Source organism: Litorivivens sp. (assembly GCF_041624475.1).
GTDB lineage: Bacteria > Pseudomonadota > Gammaproteobacteria > Pseudomonadales > Spongiibacteraceae > Litorivivens.
In genome coordinates, this window is the sequence record NZ_JBFJUX010000001.1 from 22523 (window position 1) to 45160 (window position 22638).

Annotated in this window: 19 protein-coding genes; 6 read left to right on the top strand and 13 right to left on the bottom strand. The window is 57.0% G+C overall.

Annotated elements, in window-relative coordinates; translation table 11 throughout:
• Positions 1-69: 69 nt before the first annotated feature.
• Together ABY734_RS00105 and ABY734_RS00110 are read right to left on the bottom strand one after the other, a co-directional pair.
• Positions 70-1590 carry a capsule assembly Wzi family protein gene (locus tag ABY734_RS00105; RefSeq protein WP_372776912.1) on the bottom strand — a complete coding sequence of 507 codons (1521 nt, stop codon included), beginning with the start codon at positions 1588-1590 and terminating at the stop codon, positions 70-72.
• Between the two features lie 258 nt (positions 1591-1848).
• The gene (locus tag ABY734_RS00110) at positions 1849-2172 is read right to left on the bottom strand and encodes a hypothetical protein (protein ID WP_372776913.1); all 324 of its coding nucleotides are present in this window, start codon (positions 2170-2172) and stop codon (positions 1849-1851) included.
• A 205-nt stretch (positions 2173-2377) separates the two neighbouring features.
• Here ABY734_RS00110 and ABY734_RS00115 point away from each other — a divergent pair, with 205 nt between their 5' ends.
• Positions 2378-5116 carry a class I adenylate cyclase gene (locus tag ABY734_RS00115; RefSeq protein WP_372776915.1) on the top strand — a complete coding sequence of 913 codons (2739 nt, stop codon included), beginning with the start codon at positions 2378-2380 and terminating at the stop codon, positions 5114-5116.
• Between the two features lie 115 nt (positions 5117-5231).
• On the opposite strand, the gene ABY734_RS00120 is transcribed toward ABY734_RS00115, so the two are convergent.
• Positions 5232-5966: a TerC family protein gene (locus ABY734_RS00120; protein ID WP_372776916.1), complete on the bottom strand. Its 735-nt coding sequence runs from the start codon at positions 5964-5966 to the stop codon at positions 5232-5234.
• 96 nt (positions 5967-6062) lie between these two features.
• Positions 6063-8630, bottom strand: a complete 2568-nt coding sequence (locus ABY734_RS00125; protein WP_372776917.1) for a DUF2339 domain-containing protein — start codon at positions 8628-8630, stop codon at positions 6063-6065.
• Between the two features lie 198 nt (positions 8631-8828).
• On the opposite strand from ABY734_RS00125, the gene ABY734_RS00130 reads away from it, so the two are divergent.
• Positions 8829-9452: a TetR/AcrR family transcriptional regulator gene (locus tag ABY734_RS00130; protein ID WP_372776918.1), complete on the top strand. Its 624-nt coding sequence runs from the start codon at positions 8829-8831 to the stop codon at positions 9450-9452.
• A gap of 5 nt (positions 9453-9457) precedes the next feature.
• Here the strand turns inward: ABY734_RS00130 and ABY734_RS00135 are convergent, their stop codons facing one another.
• Positions 9458-10684, bottom strand: a complete 1227-nt coding sequence (locus ABY734_RS00135) for an ATP-binding protein (protein WP_372776919.1) — start codon at positions 10682-10684, stop codon at positions 9458-9460.
• Positions 10685-10840: 156 nt separating this feature from the next.
• Between ABY734_RS00135 and ABY734_RS00140 the strand changes: the two genes are divergently transcribed.
• Positions 10841-11677: a hypothetical protein gene (locus ABY734_RS00140; RefSeq protein ID WP_372776920.1), complete on the top strand. Its 837-nt coding sequence runs from the start codon at positions 10841-10843 to the stop codon at positions 11675-11677.
• Between the two features lie 35 nt (positions 11678-11712).
• Entirely contained in the window at positions 11713-12762 is a 1050-nt protein-coding gene (locus ABY734_RS00145; RefSeq protein WP_372776921.1) for an NAD-dependent epimerase/dehydratase family protein, read from the top strand.
• On the opposite strand, the gene ABY734_RS00150 is transcribed toward ABY734_RS00145, so the two are convergent.
• The 6 genes from ABY734_RS00150 to ectA all read right to left on the bottom strand — a co-directional run bounded on the left by ABY734_RS00150 (position 12755) and on the right by ectA (position 18651).
• The gene (locus ABY734_RS00150) at positions 12755-13246 is read right to left on the bottom strand and encodes a response regulator (protein WP_372776922.1); all 492 of its coding nucleotides are present in this window, start codon (positions 13244-13246) and stop codon (positions 12755-12757) included. The two genes, ABY734_RS00145 and ABY734_RS00150, sit on opposite strands and share 8 nt — an antisense overlap.
• 147 nt (positions 13247-13393) lie before the next feature.
• On the bottom strand, positions 13394-14797 hold the full coding sequence (locus ABY734_RS00155; RefSeq protein WP_372776923.1) for a sodium/proline symporter: 1404 nt from the start codon (positions 14795-14797) through the stop codon (positions 13394-13396).
• 101 nt (positions 14798-14898) lie between these two features.
• Positions 14899-16335 carry an aspartate kinase gene (locus tag ABY734_RS00160; RefSeq protein WP_372776924.1) on the bottom strand — a complete coding sequence of 479 codons (1437 nt, stop codon included), beginning with the start codon at positions 16333-16335 and terminating at the stop codon, positions 14899-14901.
• A gap of 54 nt (positions 16336-16389) precedes the next feature.
• Positions 16390-16791, bottom strand: coding sequence for an ectoine synthase (locus ABY734_RS00165; RefSeq protein WP_372776925.1), 402 nt, complete (start codon positions 16789-16791; stop codon positions 16390-16392).
• A 70-nt stretch (positions 16792-16861) separates the two neighbouring features.
• Positions 16862-18136, bottom strand: coding sequence for a diaminobutyrate--2-oxoglutarate transaminase (ectB, locus tag ABY734_RS00170; RefSeq protein WP_372776926.1), 1275 nt, complete (start codon positions 18134-18136; stop codon positions 16862-16864).
• A gap of 20 nt (positions 18137-18156) precedes the next feature.
• Positions 18157-18651, bottom strand: coding sequence for a diaminobutyrate acetyltransferase (ectA, locus tag ABY734_RS00175; RefSeq protein ID WP_372776927.1), 495 nt, complete (start codon positions 18649-18651; stop codon positions 18157-18159).
• Between the two features lie 306 nt (positions 18652-18957).
• Here ectA and ABY734_RS00180 point away from each other — a divergent pair, with 306 nt between their 5' ends.
• Complete coding sequence (locus ABY734_RS00180) at positions 18958-19476, top strand: MarR family winged helix-turn-helix transcriptional regulator (RefSeq protein WP_372776928.1); 519 nt, start codon at positions 18958-18960, stop codon at positions 19474-19476.
• Between the two features lie 47 nt (positions 19477-19523).
• Here ABY734_RS00180 and ABY734_RS00185 read toward each other — a convergent pair whose 3' ends face one another.
• Together ABY734_RS00185 and ABY734_RS00190 are read right to left on the bottom strand one after the other, a co-directional pair.
• Positions 19524-19946, bottom strand: a complete 423-nt coding sequence (locus tag ABY734_RS00185) for a CBS domain-containing protein (RefSeq protein WP_372776929.1) — start codon at positions 19944-19946, stop codon at positions 19524-19526.
• 142 nt (positions 19947-20088) lie between these two features.
• Entirely contained in the window at positions 20089-21294 is a 1206-nt protein-coding gene (locus tag ABY734_RS00190; protein ID WP_372776930.1) for a cytochrome P450, read from the bottom strand.
• 142 nt (positions 21295-21436) lie between these two features.
• On the opposite strand from ABY734_RS00190, the gene ABY734_RS00195 reads away from it, so the two are divergent.
• Complete coding sequence (locus tag ABY734_RS00195) at positions 21437-22621, top strand: MarR family winged helix-turn-helix transcriptional regulator (protein WP_372776931.1); 1185 nt, start codon at positions 21437-21439, stop codon at positions 22619-22621.
• The last annotated feature ends 17 nt before the right edge of the window (positions 22622-22638 follow it).

A 22638-nucleotide genomic window follows, 5' to 3' on the forward strand; every position in this document is an offset into this window, starting at 1 on the left:
TTTTTGTCACAGGATCGAGGTGCGTTTTTTAACAATGGTCGCGAGCCGCCTTGCTTTTAACAGCCAGCCTTACCATGTGTATTCCATCGTAGCGGCAACGGTATCGTCACCTGTATCCAGGCCTCGCAGTTGCAGGCCATCGTTGTAGTGTTCATAAGCAACAGACGCACGCCATCCCGCTGCACTGTAGGTGTACTTAAGAGTTGCTGAATAGTCGTTGCTGCCACCAAAGCTCACGCTGTTGCCATTGGCAAAGGCTATCCCCCGACCGTCCGTATTGAGATCAAACTGGGACAACCGCAGGCGCAGGCTTTGTTGTGAATCCATCAGCCAATCCAGAACCACATGGTGGGCACGAGAGTCATTATCAATACTTGCTCCGATGGGCCGGTTGCGAAAACGATAGCCACTGCGATAGATACTATGCTCATAAGCTACGTTGTATTCAGCCTCACCCTTATCGAACCTTCGGGTCGCGGTATCGGCGGTTTCAAACACTAGCCTCAGCTCGGAATTTGGCAAGGCAATAACCGTATCAATACCCAGCATAACAATACGCTTTGACGGCTGGTAACCGGCCTCGTCTTCGCCAATCATCTCGCCGTAAATGGCCGCGGGCAACTTGCCATCGATAGAAATACGCCAGTCGAAGCCGGCCAATTGATTTCCTGGTTCGTTATTAAGATTAACGCCGCTGCTACCCCGATTATCGTTCCCGAGAACCAGATCCTTAAACGAAGAGAAAGCCTGAGGCCGCCCCTTACCGCCCCACTGAGCTGTGCGCGAAGCCCCAAGCTCTAGCCAAGGTAAAGGCCTGAAGCTGAGTCTCGCTCCGACGAGTTTCGCATCGGGTATAACACGATCACTTTCCAACTTTCCGGCAAAGGCCGTAAATTGCCAGGGCCCTATCCAGCGCAACCAACTCCAACTGAAGGGCTCTGAGTTGTTGCGCTGGAAACTGATGCCTGGCACAGGCCGTGCGCTGTTAGAGAGAATAAGCCCCGACTCCCAGGCAGGCCCCCACCAGCGATCGATGGCCCCCACAGTAAAAGCCCAGTTACCCCAAAGACCAGTGAGATAGCTACCATCATAGTGAGTGTACTCACCGTCGAGCGGGTCGCCGATATTGTTAACTTGCAGCTTCCCGGCCCAGCGCTCACCGATCACTTCACCAGCCAGGTAACCCTGTACTTCATCGCGGCGACTGTCGCCAAAGCCCCTGATCGGGTTCACTTGTTCGGCGTAGGCATAGCCTACAGAAACGTTTGTTTCAGTCTCGCGATCAAAGGCCTGCTCTATATAGACCACAGCCCGGCGCTGGGCGGGTGTAAGCGACTTGTTTTTGACACGTTTGACTTCTGATATGACGCCACTCCACATCAGCGGCCAAGTGTTAACCGGCACTCGAATGAGCGCAGCATCCGCCAAAACGTGGATGTGATGACGCAAGCGGGCATCGTCCGGGGTAATCCAGGGAGCAGCCTGCAGAGAACCCGCCAACAGCAACGTGGCCGCACCCAGCAGCCAGGAGGAATGATTTGTGATAAAACGTAACAACGTAGAGGCCCCAAAGGTCACAGGCAATGCCATGGCATTGCCTGCAAATACTTTATTCTGAGCGAGGATTATAGGGCTGCGGGGATGAAAATGCAGCGATTAGGGGAGTTTTCTTTGGTTGCCCTCGCTACATTACAGTATGAGAGACGTTGCATCTTCCGTTACTCCCGTCATTGCGAACACAGAGAGGCAATCTCATCATGTATGGCAGCGGAGTCAGGAGATGCCGCGTCGCGTTGCTCCTCGCAATGACGCACGAAGTGCTTTGGGTACGCGACGACGAGGGCTCAATCAATCCTCCGCGTCTTTATACTTCACCCGCGTACACCCCAAACACCGAATAAAGGTATTCGCGGCCGGTTGCACCATCAGGGTATCGGCGGCTTGGCCGACATTGCCGCCCAGCACCGAAAACGGCAGGCTGACCACAAAGAATGCGGTGCCAACGACAGTAACGGCCAGCATCACAGGGCGCACCAGCACGGTGTCGCTGACCATGGCCAGGGCACTAGGCTCTTCCTTGACGGTTTCAGCCAGTGAAATCTGGGGGATGACCAGAGCAATGGAAAGGCACAATACGTTGAGCCAGCGGGTAAGCTGTTGGCGGGCAGTCATGGGTGTTCCTCCCTGTTCTTATCTCGCCGCGCGGCCTGTTCGGTTTAGCGGCTGCGCGTGGGTATACTTGCGCTCATAATAGCGCGATGATTTGGAGCTGTCTGCAGCTAAATCGAGAAATGGCTTGCATATCACAGGATTAGAAGGGAATGTTTAGAGGATACCCTCACTCTCTCTAGGCGAGACTTGAGGTAAAAGCCACCCCATGCAGCTACTCAAAACCCGGCTCGGCCGCAGCCAAGCCGCTGACACAAAAGCAGTTTTCCGGCGTCTGCAGCACTTTAACCAGCAGCGGCTGGAGCGTGCGCGCTCGCTTTTAGGGCCGCGCCAGCAGCTGTTTCTCGATTTTCTGCCCCTGCTTTTGCACAGCAATCACCCGTCCCTGCCCGGCTTCAAAAGTCTTGCCTGCCCTGCGGGGATCGTTCAGTTTGATCCGGGCAAGGAGATGGTGGAGCGGGTCAAACGCCACCTGAGCCCGAATTTTCGATTGTCGGCGCCGACCGAGCGCCCAGCGCTGGAAGCGGTCTATCTGATGGGTTCACTGGGCAGCATTGCCCATGCCCCGAGTTCGGACATCGATGTGTGGGTGTGCCACCGCCCGGAGCTCACCTCGAAAGAGCGGCTGGAGCTGCGCGCCAAGTGCGATGCGCTGAGCGCCTATGCGGCCTCGGCACTGGGCCTGGAAATGCACCTTTTTCTGATGTGCGCGGAGGAATTTCGCGCCGGTGAGCGCAAGGCCCTCAGCGGTGAAGACTGCGGCAGTACCCAGCACTTTCTGTTGCTGGATGAGTTTTACCGCAGCTCAATCCGCCTGGCGGGCAAATACCTAGCCTGGTGGCTGGTCCCCCCGGACGAGAACTACAGCCTGACCTTCGAGCGATTACAGCACGGCCAGCGGCGTCTCGCCGCAAACCTGCTGGATCTGGGCAACGTGCACAGTATTCCGGCGGGCGAGTTTGTCGGCGCGGGTATCTGGCAGCTGTTCAAGGCCATTAGCGCGCCCCACAAAAGCCTGATCAAGCTCCTGCTGATCGAAGCTTACGCACGCGAGCACCGTCACCTGCCGCCGCTCTCGGAAGAAGTGCGCAGCGCGTTGCACAGTAAAGCCACAAAGGAGCCGCTCGACCCCTACCTGCAGATCTATCGGCGTCTTGAGGCCTATCTGCTGGCGCGCGAGGAACACGAGCGGCTGGATCTGCTGCGCCGCGCCTTTTATTTCAAATCGGAACTGCGGCTCAGCCAGCAGCGCGACGAGCTGAGCTGGCGCGAAAAAGAAATGCGCACGCTGGTAAGCAGCTGGGGCTGGAGCGACGATCAGTTGCGCAATCTGGATATGCGCGATACCTGGCATATTCACCGGGTGCGGGCTGAACATCAGGCGCTGGTGCGCGAACTGACCGGCAGCTACCGTTTTCTGCAGGCCTTTGCCTCGGAGCACAAGGCGGACCAGCTGATCAGTTCGCGCGAGATGAGCATTCTCGGGCGCAAGCTGTTTGCCGCCTACGAGCGTCAACCGGACAAGATTGACCGGGTGGATGGCGATCTGACGCCGACACTCAGCGACAACACGCTCAGCTTCTGCTATCTGGGCAAGGCCGATGCCGACACACCGAACTGGGCGGTAATCGAAGGACGCGTATCGCTATCGCACTGGTCGCAAAGCAAGGCCCTGCGCGAGGGCGACAGCCTGACCGCGCTGATCTGCTGGTGCCTCGGTAATGGTCTGATCAACAGCGATACCCGCTTTCACCTCGCCTCCGACCACCCCGAACACCATCGCGGCAAACTGGAATCGCTGGTGCAGATATTAAAAAGCCAGCTGCCCGCTTATACCTACGCCGCCCACGCGAATGAACATCGCCGCTTTGAGCATGCACGGCAGGTAGAAGGCATCATCTGCTTTGTCGGCAACGCCAGCCAGCAGCAGCCGCATGGCGTTGCGATTGTGCGCCATATTGATGTGGTTAGCGTTACCAGCTGGGGTGAAGTGTTCTGCAAGGCCCACACCGGTGATCACGCGGTTGCTGAAGCCCTGCAGCATATCGCCGGCAGTGTGGTGAGCCAGAAAGCTGAAATCGCTCTGAGTATTCGCCCTTTTTCAGCCACGGCCGAGCACAGCAGCCAGCGCTTCGCCAGCGATCTGCAGGCACTACTGGCGTTTTTTCAGCACGGTAAGCACGGAGACCGTTATATTTATGAATGCGGTCGTACCTATTACCATTTCCAGTTAAAGCAGCAAAACCTGCGACTCAACAAGGCTGCAAGCTTCAGCCAACTGGCCACATTGCTGGCCCAAAGCGCGAGCGCATCCAGCCGCATTGAAGTGTGCAACCGCAACCCGCGCCTGAGCGCGCTCTGCGAGGTCGCTAACTTGCAGCGCGAGGGAGAATTGCAGGTCGTTTTTCAACGCCGCGAGGAAGCGGCCGATATCTACCTGCTCGACGGGCACGGCGCCATTCACTACCAGCCCCTGCTCTGCCACCACAGCAATATTATGCTTACCCATCTGAACTACTTTCTTAAACCGCTGCGGCAGCAATATCTGGTCGCCAGCCCACTGCGCTGGTTTGAGCTTTTCGAGGAGAGCGGAAAGTGGAAGCTCGCGCCATTCAAGCCAGAAGCCCAGTCAGACAAATTGCGTATTACCGTAAAAATGCTTGCCTATCAGGCAGGCAGCGAAGGCCTGCGCTTTGATATCCAGATCAACAACAAAACCCTTCACTTTGCCCAGTACGGCGAAGACATCCTTAAACACGCCGCGCGCTACATTCGCGATTTGCTGCCGGAGGAGGAAGGCCTGCGCTTCTGCTATTTAAGCCGCATTGAGCACGCGGGCCGAAACAACAGCAAGGCCGGTTTTAGCGAACGCTCGGCGGAGGAGCTGAGCTTGAAAGCGTCGATAGAAGAAGCGCTTAACTCCGCGCTTCTGGCAGGAGCGGACTGATAGTCGTTATAGCGCACTCAAAGCACTTCGTAACGAGCGCCACGATGTGACGATCTCGTGACGCCCCTGCCACGTTTCAATAGATTGCTTCGCTACACTTCGCAATGACAAGACCTCAGCCGATTTTTTTCTGCAGCCGAATCGCCTGCTTGCTTTTGCGCATTTTGATATTCAGCAACTCCACCGTCACAGAAAAAGCCATCGCGAAGTAGACGTAGCCTTTGGGCACATGCACATCAAAACCTTCGGCAATCAGGGTCACGCCGATCAGAATCAAAAAGGCCAGCGCCAGCATTTTAATCGTGGGATTGGCGTCGACAAAGTCGGCAATCGATTTGGACGCCAGCAACATCACCAGCACGGATACCACTACCGCAATCACCATAATGGAAATCTGATCGACCATGCCCACGGCGGTAATCACCGAATCCAGCGAAAACACAATATCGAGCAGCATGATTTGAAACAGCACGGAACCAAAGGTTGCCACTACCGGGCCGCCGCCCTCATCATCGTCAAGCTCAAAACTGTTGTGAATTTCATGAGTCGATTTGAGCAGCAGAAACAGCCCACCCCCCACCAAAATCAGATCGCGCCCGGAAATACTTTCACCAAACACGGTAAACAGCTCCGCCGTCAGGCCCATCACCCAGCTCAGCGCAAACAACAATGCCAGCCGCGCAAACATGGCGAGCCCGATGCCGATACGCCGCGCGCTGTCGCGCTGATGGGCCGGCAGACGCGCCACCAGAATCGAAATAAAAATAATGTTGTCGATGCCGAGGACAATTTCCAAAGCGATCAGCGTTGACAGAGCCACCCAGGCTTCGGGGCTGGCAAGCCATTCCATCGTTTATCTCCAGTCAGCGATATAGAAGGCGCAGGTTGCGCACAGGCCGTGCAAATTGCGTGATTTGAAGCAGCCCGTCAACAGCCGGCTGTGTGATTACTGCTCATCGGGCACCGCTGCGCTGCTCGAAAGTCGGCGGTGCAGGTAGGACAGTCCGAGCAGCGCCAGACCAAGCCCCATAAAGGACGCCACCCGAAGCAAGCCGGCAAGATCTGACATATCGACCACAAAGATTTTCGCGATAACCGCCAGCAACATTCCCATGCCGGCCTTGTACAGCGCAGCTGAATTTTTTCGCGCCGCCTGCACCACAGCGCCAATGGCAATCAACAACCAGACCAGCGAGTAAGTATAGAGCTCGCCACTGGAGGTCACCCGCGACGCGCTGACGTCGCCGTTCCACAGGTGCCGGATTTCCAGATTCACAAACACAAAAAATGCCAGGGCAAAAACACCCAAAGCAAAACGGCGAGACCCTGGCAGATAGTAACGCGCTGCCAGCGCCGCCATCACCACCGGCAGCCCGTAGGCCAGCAACAGGCTATTGACTATCGGGGTTTGGGCGACACCCTGTGACAGAAAGTAGGGGTTATGCACAGTGAGCAACAGCACATAAGCCCCCAGACTCATACAAAACAAAACTTTCGCCGCCACGGCGTAAACGCGGGCCAAATGCTGTGATAGTTGCCCACGATAGTGGTATACCAAAGCCAGCGCCGCCCACAGGTTGGCGTTGATCGCGGCCTCAAGGTAGTTAAAAGTGTGCGCAAAGATGTTGCCATCGTAGAGCCAATAGCGAATTTCCGTGGCCAGTGTCAGCACCAGCAGATGCAGTGCCGCTGCCTCCAGCCAGCGCCGGATGGCCTGCCCGGAGTGCAGCATACGCGCGGCAATCACACAGCAGGCTGTCGCGGCACCGTAGGTCCACAGCGACCAGTGCACAGTGTCCGGATAACTCAACAGCCAGGGGTTGAAGGTCAGTCGCGCCACCACCACGGCAACCAACACTTTAATCAGCCAATCGACACCACCCAACTGGTACCGCCGAATCGCCCAGGTCAATGAAATCAGCTGCAGGGCCAGTGCCAGCGTCAGCCCCGCCTCTTCAAAAGCAATCGCTACCGCCACTGAATAGGCCGCGTGACCTGCCAATAACAGCCACAGCGCCGAAACATCACTTTTGCCGCCGGACAGCCGCTGGGAGCTGACAAAAACATACCCCGCCCCCAATAACACCGTGACCGCCGCCCAGTAGGCGTCATTAAGCACGCCCGGAAATAACAGGTGGCATGCCGCAATCCAGATGACCGGGGAGAGAAAGGCGAGCGAGGCCCACAGGGCAGCATGGCGACCTTGCCGCAATAACCAAAGACTGCCGCCACTGAACACGGCCGCGGTAACCGTAAAGGCGAAGGCGATATCGGCAAAGGCCCCGATTGGCGGTTGTGCGCCGTCCAGCAGCGGCAGCAGGGCCGGAACCAGCAAGGCAAACAGCGACAGCCAAGGCAGAATCGCCAGGTCATCCCTGCGGCGCGCCGCAATAAACAGCACAGCCACAAAGGGCAGATGTATCAACATAGCCGCGCTGGATAGCCCGGACCCGGACACCGCCTGTTTTGTCTGTGACAGCCCCAGCAGCACGAGCAAGCTGAGCAGACTCAACAGGTCGCGTTGCCAAGGCGGCGACAACAGGCTTCGCCAGGGAATGGATGACAGCGCTTCTTGTCGCGTCAGGCGCCAGTCAAACGCGGGCAGTGCGAGTAATGCCCACGCCAACAGAGCCAGATAAAAAGGCCTGAACAGATCGGCACTATCAGCGGACAACGACAGCAAACCCCAGATCACCATGCCCGCCATGGTGCCCAACCAGAGCCACGACCGGTACACATAGTGCAGCAGCACCAGCGCGGCGGCCGATACAATCAATGCGTAGATCAGGGCGGCGGTCAGATTATTGCTGCCGGTTGAGACCAGTAGCGGTACGCCATAGGCGCCGAGCAAACCAATAGCCGCCAACATCGGTCCGTGGCGCAATGCCAGCAACATGGTGGCAAAGGAAATCACCGCCAGCAGGCTAAATACCCAGGTCGGTGACAGTAACTGGTAGAGATGCAACGCGGCGAGCAGCCCGGCGTAGAGGGTAATACTGGCGCCGCCGGCCAGCGCCGCTATGGCTGGTTGCGCGCCGAGACGGCGCCGTAAAAATTCTGCTGCGCCGTGCAGCACCAAGCCGCTGAGCACCGCCAGGGTAATACGCGCCGCCGGACCCAGCAGGCCCTGCTCAATCCCATAGCGCACCATAAAAATACCGGCGAGCCCAATGCAGGCCCCGCCCAGCCAGATCATCCAGTGAGTCTTAAGTGCCTCTAGCCACAGCGCCACCGGCGAGGGCTTTGTTGCGCGCGGCCGGTTTGGCGCAGTCTGCGCGGGCACGGTCGCAGTCTGAACGGGCTTCGGTGTTTCAGTCGACGGCGACTGCTCAGTGCGTGGCGGCGCTGACGACGGGCCGCGTTGATAGAGCAGCTCCTCCTTTAATCGCCAGATCTGCTTTTGCAGCTCGGCGACGCGCTGCTCCAGCGCGCGGGTGCGGTTGAAGGCAAGCCAACCCAGCACCGCACCGATTACCAGGCCACATGCAACGATTGCCAGTATCAGGAATCCCATGCCTTCGCTTCCTTTTTATTTTCCCCTTACTGTACAGGCAGTGTGCTGCAGGTAACAGCGGACCTGTCACGACAAGGTTCCACCCTTTCGGGCGGCGAAGTCATGCTAAACTCGCCAGCCGAAAACGCCTATAAACATTTGCTTGAGAATGTTTTATAAAGAGACCTTCTCCAAGCGGCAACACCACGGGTTAACAGGATGACAACGGACGACACCGGCAAGCTCGGCAAACAGGCCCAGAAAACGCTCATCGCGCGGGAAAAAATTCTGAACGCCGTGATCTCCCTGATCAATGAAGGGGGCTTTGGCGCGGCCAGTTCAAGCAAGATCTCGCGCCGCGCCGGCTTGACCTGGGGTGCGGTGCAGCACCACTTCGGCTCCAAGGAAGATATTCTGGCGGCTATCCTCGATCAGTCCCACCAGCGCTTTACCGAGCTGATGGACAGCGATGCAAGCACCGCCGGTAGCCTGAAAAACCGGGTTGACCAGTTCGTCGAACGCATGTGGCAGCACTACCAGAGTGATCTGTATGTGGCGACGCTGGAGATTCTGCTGGCCAGCCGCAAAAACCCGCTCACCGCCGCCGAATCTAAAATCCAGCAGCAATCGAGCAGCCACGCCGACACTATGCAGGCCTGGTTCGGCGACTGTTCACTGAACGACGAGGATCTGCTGGAAGCACTGATCTACACCCACACCTTTCTCACCGGGCTGATGATCGAGCAGGTGTTTGAAGGTGAGATCGCCAACGAGCAAGCCCACCTGGATCGCATCAAGCGCAGCATGCTGATGATGCTGCGCGGCAAAAAACTGTTGGCCTGAACCACTCAGGCCATGGACGGCCGCTGCGGGAAGTAAACCCGAAAGTTGGCGCCCTTGCCTTCTCGGCTGTCCACATCGATGGTGCCGCCGTACTTCTCAATGATTTTCTTGCAGATCGCCAGACCAATACCGCGCCCCTCACCGTCGCGGCCCTCGGCAAAGCGAAAGATCCGCTCGCGATCGGCCTCGGCAATACCGATACCGTTGTCTCGCACATGGAAGCCCACCAGGTTTCGGTCGGCCGGGCGCAGCGGCCCAATCTCAATCACCGGGGCACGCCCTTCCGCCGTATATTTCAGCGCATTGCTCAGCAGGTTCAGCAGGATCTGATGCAGGTGGTAGCGCTCCACGGGCAGCTCGGGCAGTACATTTTTAATGACAGACACTTCGCGCTTGCGAATCTGGATCGCCAAATCACGCAACACTTCCTCGGCCACACTGTTAACATCGGTGTCTTCGGCCGGCACTGTCACCGACTCGACCCGGGCGTAGGACAACAGGGAGTCAATCAGCTCGCTCATGCGCTCGCTGGTGTCCGCAATATCCAGCGCATTGCTTTTCAGCTCCGCCTCGTGCTCAGGCCTCAGCTTGCTGCTGAGCAGCCGCGCCTGGGCGCGAATTTTTTTGAGCGGTTCGCGCAGGTCGTGGGCGGTAATGTTGGCGTACTCATTCAGCTCGCGGTTGCTGGCTTCCAGTGCCCTGTTGTTGGCCACCAGCAGACGCTTGGCATTTTCCAGCTCGGCGGTGCGCTCCTGCACCTGAATTTCCAGCTGGTTGGACAGCGTTTCCAGTTCTTTTGCCTGCTGGGCGTTGCGGGCTGCTTCACCGGCCAGCTGTTCATTCAAACCCTGAAGTACTCGGTTGCTCGGTATCGCTAGGGCCTTCGGTATCAGCGGCCACACCAGAACGGCAGTCCCGATTGAGGCGACTGCCGTAATTGCCTTGATGGAGCCGCTCAGCCAGTAGGCGCCATACCACACGTTGTAAATGTTCACGAGGTGGGTGGTGCCGCAGGCAAAAATGAAAATGGCGAACATTACGAACATGTAGTTGAAGCTGAGGTCATCGCGGCGGCGCACCAGATAGACCAGCGCCAAGGGAATGGTGAAATACGCCAACACAATAATTGCATCGGTAATCACATGCAGCGATACCAGCCGGTCGTCCCACAGATAACAGTGGCCGTGGGGGGGCATCTTGTTGCCGAAAAAGGTGTCGAAGAAATTGCTCATAGCAGCTCCGGAAGGAAGAGGTGTAATCTGGCAAGGATTCGCCTGCCCAGTGTAGTTCAATAGGACAGCCTGCGACCAGCAAAGGGCCCAGCGTCATTGACAGCGGCAGTGTCCAGACAATAACATTTCTGACAAAATGTTTTTGAGAATAATACGATGACTGCTCCCGGCTACTGGTTCTCCCGCAACCCCGACAAGGCTTGGGGCGAGAAATTTTTCCTCGCCTATATTCCAGTGTTTTTTGCCTACAACGCCCTGATGCAGCAGACCGGCTGGCTGGATGCGGGCAATTTCTGGCATATCACCCAGAACCTGATCATGTGGTTTCCATTTTGCGTGATTCTGCCCTGGGTGCTGCGACGCAACAGCGGTGTGCCCTGGCAGCAGAGCTATTGGTTCAAGCTGAACCTGTACATGGCCGTGTTTATTTTCTTTTGCACGTACTTTCATACCGAGTATTTCTTCGATGTGCTTGGGCTGCGCTATCGCTTCAACGATGTGAGCCTCTACTTTGACTCGGTTCTGGTCGGCCCCGATGAAGCTACTGCGCTGGCCCAGCACAAGAAAGTACCACCGGGCATGTACCTGAACTCCATCGCCTTTTTTATCGTCTATCACACCGCCGCCGTGGTGCTGATGCGCCGCATTCGCAGTATGACCGAAGGCTGGGGCGGAGCCATGAAGCGCATCGCCTGGGTGGTCATCGTCGCGGCTACGGCGCTGTTTTTTGCCTGGGCCGAAACCTACTTCTATATCACCGACGATGCGGCAGCCAATGTCTGGTACGTGGATCTGGAGCGCATGCTCAAGTGGGGCTCTATCTATTACGCGATGTATTTTATTGTCAGCTTCCCGAATGTGTTCCGGCTCGACGAGGAGCAAAACAACTGGAGCCTGTCGCGCACGGTGCTCGAAGCTTGCGCGGTGAGCGCCATCAGCCTGCTGTTGCTGGATCTGTGGGCCCTGATTCTGGGACCTGTCGTTGCGGCATGAGTCGCGGACTGAATGGCGCCCAAGGAGTTACAACAATGAAGGTTCTGGTTACCGGCGGTACCGGTCTGGTTGGCGCGCACAGTATCCGTGCGCTGATTGCCAGCGGTCACAGCGTGCGCGCTTTTGTCAGAAGCCGCGACAAGCTTGAGCGGGTGCTGTCGCCTCTGGGTTTACATGTCAGCGACTGCGAGATAGTTGAAGGCGAGCTGGGCAATAGCGACGCGCTGCGCCAGGCCCTGAGCGGTTGCGATGCGGTGCTGCACACTGCCGGGCTGTTTTCCAACCGGCTCGAAGATCAGGCTCTGATGGAACGCACCAACGTTGACGGTACCCGTTCGGTGCTGACGCTGGCGAGCGAGCTCGGCCTCGACCCGATCGTGCATATCTCCAGCATTCTGGCCCTGTTTCCGCCGCCCGGTGCCGTACAGACCGCCGATGACCCGGTGCGCTCACCCAGCTCGGTGTACGCGGCAACCAAGGCGCAGGCGGAAACCATTGCCCGTGAGTTTCAGAGCCAGGGCGCGCCGGTGGTGTGCGTCTATCCCGGCGCGGTGCAAGGGCCTTTTGACCCAACCTTTAGCGACGGCCCGAAGTTGATTGCGCGCTATCTCAAAACCGGCAATGTGCTGGTGACGCAGGGTGGGCTGGTCTATACCGACGTACGCGATCTGGCGAAGGTGATCAGCCGAACTTTCGAGCCCGGTCGCGGACCGCGCCGCTATATGTTCGGGGGCAATTACGTAGCACATACGGAGCTGCACGATCTGCTCAGTACAATCACCGGACGCACTTTGAAAGCACAGCACATACCCGGCTGGCTGCTGCGTTTAATGGGAAGAGTCGGCGATGCCCTTGCAAAAATCAGCGGCCGGCGCTCACCACTGACCTATGAGGCAGCTAGCGTGCTGACCACCAGCGTACCGAGCGATGACTCGCCGGCGCTTACTGAATTCTCTATAAAGGCTTGCTCTGCCGAAACGTCGTTTCGCGATTTATTGCAGTGGATGCTGGCAGCGGGACATTTGCGTGAGGAACATGTGGGCGCGCTGGCAAAGCCAGCGACTCCGCCGAAAACGATCAGTTAAGTACCGCACTGGGTTTGTCGAGATAGGCGCAGACGTTGGTGATCGCCTGCATAAAGTCCTTAAAGTTTTCCGGCTTGGTTATGTAGTCGGTACTACCCAGCTCGTAGGATTCGTTAATGTCCTTTTCGCGTGAAGACGTGGTCAACATCACCACCGGAATATTGGCGTACTCTTCCTTGGACCGCAGCAGTTTCAGGGCCTGCTTGCCGTCCAGTCGCCGCATATTGATATCGAGCAGAATCAGGTCCGGCTCCGGATAGCTGACCGTGTCCTTGAAGGGAACCTTGCGCTCGATGTAATCCACCAGCTCTTCGCCGTCGATTAATTCCACCAGCTTGACGTCGCGCCGGGTTCTTTCGAAGGCACGACGGATCACCAGCCTGTCGCCGCTGGAATCATCGACAATCAATACTGTCTGACCGCCCATCTCTAAACCCTTAATTGCGATAGTTGCGTAATCCTGTTGGGTTACCCGTGTTGCCACTTTTGAGTCTCCTAGACCTGAATATAGGCCAGAGCGCTGAAAATAGCAGCCCTTGTAACCGCAATTTGAGTTTACTTGTTGGACGTCTGCTTGACTCTACGTAGTTACCACTAGCGTGGAAAGATGCCAGGCAACCACTTATATTTATTAGCTTTTGTTCGATTTCAACAGCAGCCGACCAACACCGTAAATTAGCAGTCCGGCCAGAATACCGGGCATGCCCTCGTAAACCAGTTCGTGTAAGCCCTTATAGCGCCACAACAGCGCGGTCAGCAACCCGCCAACCACCATCGCAATCGATAATCCCTGGGAGGGTCTGCCTCCCATCACTAGCACCAGCAGCAACGGTGCAAAGCTGCTGGCCATACCGGACCAGGCCAGCACCACAAGGCTGAACACCGACTGTTTGTTCCACAGGGCCCAGGCCAGAGCAAACAGTGTGACCCCGAGAGTCGCAGCCTTGATCAGCAACGGCCGCTCGATCCGATGTGGCAACAGGTCGTGGGTAATGGCTGCCGAACTGCTCAAAATCAGTGAGTCGGCGGTAGACAGGGTTGCCGCAAAAATCCCTGCCAATACCAGCCCCACCAACAGGGGTGGCAAAATCTCGATGGCCATGGTGGGTAGAGCCAGTTCCGCGTCAAAGCTTCCGGGGTCACTGATATAGACCCGCGACAGCATACCGACACCGGTCGCCAGCGCATAAAAGCCAGTGTACCAGAGGTAGTACCAGATGCGGGCCCGACGCATCAGCCCCGCATCGCTCAGTGCCATAAAGCGCACCATGATATGTGGCTGACCAATCACCGACAGCCCGGCAAACATCCAGCTCAGAGCGAACAAGACCCCGCCGGCCAGCCCTGGCAGAACCAGGTCGCGCGGAAACAGATTCAGAAAACCGTCGATAGCGGACATATCCACCAGCATCGCGTCGAAGCCCCCCAAGGCTTGCGTGCCCATCACCAGCAACAGGGCCATAGCCGCCACCATCACAAAAGACTGGGCCGCATCGGTCCAGATCGAGGCGCGGATGCCACCGGCAAAACAGTAGACCATCACCAGAATCGAGCCCATCACCGCACCGGCCCACAGGGGCCAGTCGAACAGTGCGTGCAGGGCTTTGCCACCGGCAACCAGCTGGGCGCTGGCGTAGGCCATCAGAAACACCACGGAGATGAGACCAATCAGTTTCTGCAGGGCATTGGAACGACTGTACCAGTGGCTGAGTACGGCACCATAGGAGGCCTCAGAGCTAATTTCTGTGGCATCGCGCAGCCGCTTGTGAACATAGAGCGAGGCGAGAAAGTCACCGGCGATCCAACCCACCATCAACCAGATCGCCGCGAGACCGGTGGCGTAGGTGTAGCCGATAACCCCGATAAACATATAGCCGCTGTTGTTGGTCGCCATCGCCGACAAACCGACCAGCCAGGGTGGCACGGTGGAGCTGGCCAGGTAATAGTCTTCGCGCTGGCCAGTGGCGTGACGCATGGAGCTGACGCCGATAAGAACAAAGGCTGAGAGGCAGATCAGGAAGCTGATGGTGGCCATAGAGGGTTCAGAAGTGTTCCCCTCACCCTAACCCTCTCCCAGAGGGAGAGGGAACTTGCACCCCCTCTCCCTCTGGGAGAGGGTCGGGGTGAGGGTAGATTTTACGCTGCGCAGATCGCCAAGCCGTGATTATGCGGCTCAACCAGGCAACGGTGCAGGCTCTGAATCGCCTTGTTGTAATCATCTTCATTGATCACAAACTGCATATCCACCTGGCGCATGGACTGATGCATGGCCAGCACACTGATATTACTTTCTGCCAGCGCCGCCACGGTTTTGGCCAGCATGCCCGGCACCTGCATGTCGCTGCCGATGGCAGACACAATCGCCACCTTGCGGTAGGAGATTTCGGCCTTCGGATAGGAGGCCTCAAGCTCGCGAATAATACGCTTCACGGTTTTGAGGTTAGTACCCATGTAGGTGGTGATCGTGTTGGCGTTCAAATCTTTGGTAATGATCTTGGCCTTCAGCTTCTTCACCAGCGCCAGAAAGGCCTGGTCGTAGCTGTGCACGTCGCCGACCATTTCCTGGTCGAACAGCTCAACCGCATAAACCACCTGCTTACCGGCGATGATCTCCACACAGGGCGAATCACTCACGTAATCGCGGGTAATCAGGGTACCGCTGTGTTCCGGCTCGAAGGTGTTTTTCACCCGCAGCGGGATGTTGTTCTGACGCAGGCCTTTGGCGGCGCGGGGGTGAATGGCTTCCATACCCAGGTTGGCGAGCTGGTCGGCCACGTCATAGTTGGTGCGACCAATCGGCACAACTTTTTCCTCGTCGACCACGCGCGGGTCGGCGCTGCTCAGGTGGTACTCTTTGTGGATCACCGCCTCGCGGGCCTCGGTAATCACGGCGATGCGACTGAAGGTCATCTCGCTGTAGCCGCGATCAAAGGTGGCCATCAGGCCTTCCTCACAGTGAGCATAGCCGGTGACAATGGCGAGCTCCTTGTTCAGGTCGACATCCTTGAATGCTTCGCGGATATGCTCATCCAGCGGCAGCGTCGTTTCGGCGCGCCAGCCGCTCAAGTCCACCATCCGCGCGGCAATGCCATCGCGCTGAAGCAGGTGAGTCATATTCCAGGCACTGTGTGCCTCGCCCAGGCTCGCCAGCATTTCGCGCACAGTCAGTAGCTGGGTTTCCAGCTCAAAGTGGCCGTGCTGGCAGAGGCGATCAAGATCATTCAAACAACGCTCGGCCTCGCCGATGCGCTCCTCGATATAGGCGTTAGCCTGATCCAGCAGCTTACCGCTTTCAAACAGGGATTCGTTAATGGACAGCATGGCCTCGCGCACCGTTGCCAGCGCTTCACGCCACTCGCCTTCATTTTCTGAACCCGCAAACAGGGCGTAGACACCCGCTTTGTTGCCCTTCTTGGCCTCAAGCAGTTTGTCAGTCATGCCACCGTAGGCTGATACAACGAAAACCCGGTTGTAGAGTTCATCAGCCTCACGCTGTCCGATAATGACATTGTCTCTAACGGCGGTGTATTGGCTCATGGATGTACCGCCGATTTTTTCAACGGTATGTGACATAGTGTCCCCCTGCTTGCGTTCGGTATGGCTACTCATAGGTGTATTGACGGTGCCCTACTCCACGGTGTCCGCTTCAAGCGGATAGACGCCGTTTTCGTCGTGGACTTCCTTGCCATGCAATGCCGGATTGAAAACGCAGGCAAATACGATGTCTTCGCCTTTATCGGCGCGCAGCAAGTGTTTGTCGTGCTTATCCAGAATATAAATGGTGCCCGGCTCGATGCGGTGAATCTTGCCATCGTCACAGGTTTCCACTTCGCCGCTGCCGGAAATGCAGTACACCGACTCCAGATGGTTCTGGTAGTGAATAGGCGTTTCCGTGCCGGCAAAAATCCGGGTTATATGAAAGGAAAAACCCATGTTGTCATTCTTGAGCAACATGCGGGTGCTTTCCCAGTTATCGGACCGCACGTGGCGGTCGCTGTTGATGCAGTCCTGCAGTGTTCTTACGATCATGACGGTTCCTTAAATCTGTTTCGGAGTTCCTGCTCTCACCCCTCTCCCAGAGGGAGAGGGGTCAGGGGTATCAAGACGCTTTCTGGTAGCGCTTGGTCATAATGTCCTTAACACTCTGCTCAATAATATCGAGCGCCTTGTTCAGCTCATCCTTGGTGATAGTCAGCGGACACAGGCATTTCACTACCTGGTCGTAAGCACCTGAGGTCTCAATCACCAGACCCAGCTCAAAACAGCGGGTAATGACCAGCTTGGCAAGGTCGCCATCTTTACAGCTCAGACCCTGCATCATGCCCCGGCCTTTCGGCTGCATGTTGTTGGGGCCGGCCATATTGGCAATTTCCTGAAAGCGTTTTGACAGCAGTGCCGCCTTGTCCTGCACTTCCTTGGCAAAGTTGTCATCACTCCAGAAGTGACGGATGGCTGTCGCCGCTGTGACAAAAGCGTGGTTATTGCCGCGGAAGGTGCCGTTGTGCTCACCCGGCTCCCAGATATCCAGTTCGGGACGCATCATCACCAGCGCAAAGGGCAACCCAAAGCCACTCAGTGATTTGGACAAGGTCACGATGTCGGGCTTGATACCGGCAGGCTCAAAGCTGAAGAAGGTGCCGGTACGGCCACAACCCGCCTGAATGTCGTCGACAATCAGCAGCATGTCGTGCTTCTTACACAGTTTCTCAATGCCCTGCAGCCACTCAAAGCTGGCGGTATTCAAACCACCCTCACCCTGAACGGTCTCCAGCATCACGGCCGCCGGCTGATCGACGCCGCTCGACGGGTCTTCAATCAGCTGATCGATCATGGCAATGGTGTCTACATCGTCGCCAAAGTAGTTCGAGTAGGGCATGTGGGTTACGTCGGGCAGCGATACGCCGCCGCTGCCACCGCGGTGGTGACGGTTACCAGTTGCCGCCAGGGCACCCAGCGAACAGCCGTGGAAACCGTTGGTAAAGGCGATAATTTCACTACGGCCTTTTACCTTGCGGGCAATTTTCATGGCCGCTTCAACGGCGTTGGTGCCGGTCGGGCCGGTAAACTGCAGCACGTATTCCAGATCGCGCGGCTTGAGAATGCATTCGTTGAAAGCGTTCAGCAGCTCTTCTTTGGCACGGGTGTGCATGTCCAGACCGTGGGCGATGCCATCAGCCTGCAAGTACTCGATCAGCGCCTTTTTCAATACGGGGTTGTTGTGCCCGTAGTTCAGCGTGCCGGCACCGGCCAGAAAGTCGATATATTCCTTGCCCTCGGTATCGTAGAGCTTGGCACCCTGAGCCTTGTCGAACGTTACCGGGAAAGACCGGGCGTAGCTCTGCACTTCGGATTCCAGTTGGTCAAAAATAGTCATTGTTGTGTCCTCAGTCAGGTTCAAGATGCTTGCTGTTTCGTTGAAGCGGTAAAGGGTCCCAGTCGGGCCAGGTGCTCGCTGTCATGCTTGCCGCCAAAGTGGGCGTCGCGCTCAAACAGCGGGCCACAATCTTCACACTCGGCGCCGCGCTTGCGGGCAAAGCTGCGGAACATGCCCCAGGAGGCACCGTTATCGGGTGTTACGGTGGTTTCCATCCACTGCACGCCGGTGCGATCCACTAGGTGGCCGAGCATTTTGCCGCCCAGACCCTGGCCGCGCATGGACGAATCCACGGCTACCTGCCACACAAACAGGGTGTCGGGTTTGCCCGGCGGGATGTAGCCGGAGATAAAGCCCACCAATTCGCCTTCGTATTCAACCGCCACAGCGGTATCGGCAAAGTGAGAGCACTGCAACAGATTGCAGTAAAGGGAGTTCGGATCCAGCGGCGGGCAGTTCGCCACCAGCTGGTGAAGTGCCGCCCCATCGCTTGCACGAGGGACGCGGAAGCTCAACGCCTCCTGCACATTTTCTGTAGAGGCCTGAGTACTTTTACTAGTCAAAATATTTAGGACTCACTATATCCACTGCGCACAAAAACCGGGCAAAAACACATAACTAATTGTTTTTACACGGATTACAGCGGATATTTCGCAAGCCCACCCTTAAATAATCAATTGTGTACGAAGCATTTTAGCGTATATTCCCCGGAATTATCAAGAAACAATCCATAGCACTCTAAGGAAATATTCCCCAAAATATAGGGTCTTCGGTCACAATCGTTTAAACTTCCGCCGCCCAGCTCACAGACAAAAAGACTTATGGATCACATTCAGGACGTTCTGGTCGCCTTGCGCCGCGTTATCCGCGCTACCGACCTGCAGTCAAAACAACTCGTCAAAACCGCCGCCCTCACCGCGCCGCAATTGATGATCATGCAGACCCTGCGCGACAAGGGAGCCGTGCCGATTGGTGAACTGGCCGACGAGGTCAGCCTGAGCCAGGCCACCGTAACCAGTATTGTCGATCGACTGGAAAAGAAAGAGTACGTGGGGCGGGAGCGTTCTAAGCAGGATAAGCGCAAGGTGCTGGCCTTTATTACCGACACCGGCCTCGACAAGCTGAAAACCGCGCCCACCCTGCTGCAGGAAAGCTTTATCCGGCAGTTTAAATACCTGCAGGAGTGGGAGCAGACCATGATCATCAGCGCCCTGCAGCGGGTGGCGCAGATGATGGACGCCCAGCATATCGACGCCTCACCCTTTCTGGATGTGGGCGCGCTGGACCGACAGACTGAGCAGCGCACGCCGCTGCCCTATGACGATAAACCCGAAAAATAAAACACAGGCTCGGCCGTCAGCAGCCGAGCCTGTCTCTGCTACGACTATCAGTGATAGTGCCGACAGCAGTTAACGATACGCTGCGCCAGATCACCGTCTTTGCACTCCCTGGCAATATCACTCAGCGCTACCACACCGACAAACTCCTTGTTCTTGGGATTATTCAGCACAGCCAGCCGCTGCACTCCCTGATCATTCATATTCTGCAGCACTTCAGCTATTTCATCGCCCTGATAACAGTACAGCACTTTGCTGCTCATCACCGAGCTGATCGGGTCGTCCGGGGTTTTACCTTCGGCAATGCCACGCAGGGCAATGTCCCGGTCGGTAACAACGCCCACCAGCTTTTCACGCTCACCCACCGGCGTAAAACCGCGATTGTGTTCGTGCATGCGAATGGCCGCCTCGCGAATGGTTGCGCTGGCTTCGAGGTATTCCGGTTTGCTGGTCATGACATCTTTCACTTGCATAACAATCTCCTTGTGAGCGTTTTCTTTAAACGCCAAATGTCGCGTTGAGAAGCGCGTGCCGACAAAATTGTCCGCACTCACTACTCACGACAGGAGATCACCGCGTTAGTTGCAGTGAAGATTACACAGCTAACGGATAGAATCAGCTGCTTTTGGGAGTGAAGGTTACCGGCACATGGGTGAAGCCGCGTACGTTCGGGTTATACGTGCGCTTCAGGCCGGCCTCATCGATTTCGTAGTCCGGGATCAGACGCAAAATTTCTTCCATGCAGACCTGCACCTCCAGGCGTGCCAGATTGGCACCGATACAGGAGTGAATACCTTTGCCGAAGGCCATATGATCGCGACTGCCGCGTGTTATGTCATAGCTGTCGGCGTTCTCATACTTCTCTTCATCACGGCTGGCGGAGATAATGCACAGCCCCACCCGTTCGCCCTTTTTTAAGGTTTTTCCGCGAATAACGACGTCCTTCATCACCTGGCGGCCGATCATCTGGGTAGAACCGTCAAAGCGCAGGGTTTCTTCCACCGCCTTGCTCATCAGCGACGGATCATCCAGCAACATCTGTCGCTGATCCTTGTGCTGCCAGAGGCGGTAACACATATTGCCGATCAGCTTGGTGGTGGTCTCATTGCCGGCAATGGCCAGCAGAATGCCAAAGCCGATCACGTCTTCATGGGTCAGCTTGCCTTCGCGCTCAGCCTGCAGCACCGCACTGAAAATATCATCCACGCCCTCGAGTTTGTCCGACAGCTCCGTTGCCAACTGGTCAAAGTATTTACCGAGGTTGAAATAGGCATTGATATTGCGCTCGTTCAAACCGAACTGACCGTCCTCGCGATAGATCAGATCATCGGCCCAGCCCCGCACGGTGTCCTGATCTTTCTCCGGTACGTGAATCATGGTGGAGATTACATCCATCGGCAGCAGGGCCGCGAAATCCTGGGTCAGATCCATGTAACCCTTTTCCAGATGCGGTGTGATCAGACTGACGGCCTTGTCGCGAATGTACTGCTCCAGCGCATAAATCCGCTTGGGCAGCATTAAAGACTGAATCAATTTGCGAATGCGGGTGTGGTCGGGCGGGTCCATATTGATAAACATGGGGTAGCCGGCGTTGGCATCCTGCTGCGCTTCTAGGGCGGGGCCGGCGGTGCTACTGAAGGTCTCGACGTCGCGGAAGGCCTCGTAGCAGTCGTCCCATTTACTCAGCAGCCAGTAGCCGTGCTCTTCGTTATAGTACACTGGCGCATGCTTGCGCAGCCGGGCGTAATAGGGATAGGGGTCATCGTGGACCTCGTGTGCGTAGGGATCAAAATGAACCTCACTGCCTTTTGTAGCCGACATCGCCTGTCCTCGTCGTGGTCGCTCACTGAAACTGCATTACTCGAAAACATTACGCTAGCACGGCAGCATTACAATAGTAAATACATGTATTACATTTGATAAATAATTGTTACCATTATTCCACTCATTGCGGGATAGACCTGTGCCACTGACTGCTGAACAGTTTGCGCCCGTCTGGGAGCGCTACCGCTACAATTTCATGCGCTACCTCACGGCCATCTCGCGCCACGCGGAACGCCGCGCCATGGAGCGCCTGCTAGAGCGCGGTTACCCCCGCCTGGCCATGAACTTTGCCGCGCCCCTGTCGCTGCTGGCCGCCCGCCCGCTGCGCCTCACGGAGCTGGCCGAGGCCCTCGGTGCCAGCAAGCAACTGTGCCTGCAGAGCCTCAAGCCGATAGAACAGGCCGGCTATATCCGCCGCGAGCCCGACCCTCAGGACAAGCGCGCGCGGCTGGTCACGCTTACCGATTCCGGACAACAGCTTATTACGCACGCCTTTGAAGAAATGCAGGCGATTCAGGATGACTACGAAGCCCGCATTGGCCCGGAGCGGGTAAAAGCCCTTGGCGAATGCCTTCGCGGCGCGGCTCAGGCCATGCAGGTGCCGGGAGAAGGTTTGCGGCGCGACCGCGGCCTTCCGGTGCCGGCACGGCTGAGCCCGCTGTCGCGCAACCTGCAGGAACGGCTGATGACCCTCACCGCCAGTCAGGGCCACAATTTGCAGTATTCGTTCGCTCAAGTATTGAGCGCCATTGATCTCAACGGCACGCCGGTGGCCGCACTGGCCCAATTGAATGGCGTTACCACTCAGGCCATTTCACGCATTGCCGGGGAACTGGAAAGCCAAGGCTATATTGAGCGCTCCACCAGTGGCAGCGACCGCCGCGCGCGGCATATATTCTTCACCCCACGCGGCCTGGAACTGATTCGGGATTCGGTTACCAGCGTGCAGCGCCTTGGCGCGGAGCTGAGCGAGAGCCTTGGCAAAAAGGGGCTGTTGGAAATGGAAGCGCTGGCCCGCCAACTCTACGAAGCGCTGGCGCTGGAAAGCGGCTTACTCAAACCGTTTGCTCCGGCCACAGACTGCAGGCTGTTCCAGACCAATGCCGCGACCGCCGCGCCACGTCGACCATCGCCTCAGGCCATGCTCCTGTATCTGGCCGAGCAGATTGATGGCGATCTGCTGCAGCGCACTAACGACCTGCTTACGCTGCGCGAAAACCCAAGCTGTTCGCGCGGCGAGGTCAGCGCCCTTGAAGACACCCTGTCGCCCGGTCAGCAGAAGCAGCTGCGGCATTTGCTGTCGCAGCTCTCCGGCGACGAGTGATAGACTGCTCATCAGGG

What these genes read in the sequence shown, in the direction of transcription:
- ABY734_RS00180 (WP_372776928.1), top strand. Translation starts at nt 18,958, where the DNA reads ATGGATCACATTCAGGACGTTCTGGTCGCCTTGCGCCGCGTTATCCGC.
- ABY734_RS00160 (WP_372776924.1), bottom strand. Translation starts at nt 16,335, where the DNA reads ATGTCACATACCGTTGAAAAAATCGGCGGTACATCCATGAGCCAATAC.
- ABY734_RS00135 (WP_372776919.1), bottom strand. Translation starts at nt 10,684, where the DNA reads ATGAGCAATTTCTTCGACACCTTTTTCGGCAACAAGATGCCCCCCCAC.
- ABY734_RS00105 (WP_372776912.1), bottom strand. Translation starts at nt 1,590, where the DNA reads ATGGCATTGCCTGTGACCTTTGGGGCCTCTACGTTGTTACGTTTTATC.
- ABY734_RS00145 (WP_372776921.1), top strand. Translation starts at nt 11,713, where the DNA reads ATGAAGGTTCTGGTTACCGGCGGTACCGGTCTGGTTGGCGCGCACAGT.
- ectB (WP_372776926.1), bottom strand. Translation starts at nt 18,136, where the DNA reads ATGACTATTTTTGACCAACTGGAATCCGAAGTGCAGAGCTACGCCCGG.
- ABY734_RS00130 (WP_372776918.1), top strand. Translation starts at nt 8,829, where the DNA reads ATGACAACGGACGACACCGGCAAGCTCGGCAAACAGGCCCAGAAAACG.
- ABY734_RS00185 (WP_372776929.1), bottom strand. Translation starts at nt 19,946, where the DNA reads ATGCAAGTGAAAGATGTCATGACCAGCAAACCGGAATACCTCGAAGCC.
- ABY734_RS00190 (WP_372776930.1), bottom strand. Translation starts at nt 21,294, where the DNA reads ATGTCGGCTACAAAAGGCAGTGAGGTTCATTTTGATCCCTACGCACAC.
- ABY734_RS00140 (WP_372776920.1), top strand. Translation starts at nt 10,841, where the DNA reads ATGACTGCTCCCGGCTACTGGTTCTCCCGCAACCCCGACAAGGCTTGG.
- ABY734_RS00120 (WP_372776916.1), bottom strand. Translation starts at nt 5,966, where the DNA reads ATGGAATGGCTTGCCAGCCCCGAAGCCTGGGTGGCTCTGTCAACGCTG.
- ABY734_RS00155 (WP_372776923.1), bottom strand. Translation starts at nt 14,797, where the DNA reads ATGGCCACCATCAGCTTCCTGATCTGCCTCTCAGCCTTTGTTCTTATC.
- ABY734_RS00125 (WP_372776917.1), bottom strand. Translation starts at nt 8,630, where the DNA reads ATGGGATTCCTGATACTGGCAATCGTTGCATGTGGCCTGGTAATCGGT.
- ABY734_RS00165 (WP_372776925.1), bottom strand. Translation starts at nt 16,791, where the DNA reads ATGATCGTAAGAACACTGCAGGACTGCATCAACAGCGACCGCCACGTG.
- ABY734_RS00110 (WP_372776913.1), bottom strand. Translation starts at nt 2,172, where the DNA reads ATGACTGCCCGCCAACAGCTTACCCGCTGGCTCAACGTATTGTGCCTT.
- ABY734_RS00115 (WP_372776915.1), top strand. Translation starts at nt 2,378, where the DNA reads ATGCAGCTACTCAAAACCCGGCTCGGCCGCAGCCAAGCCGCTGACACA.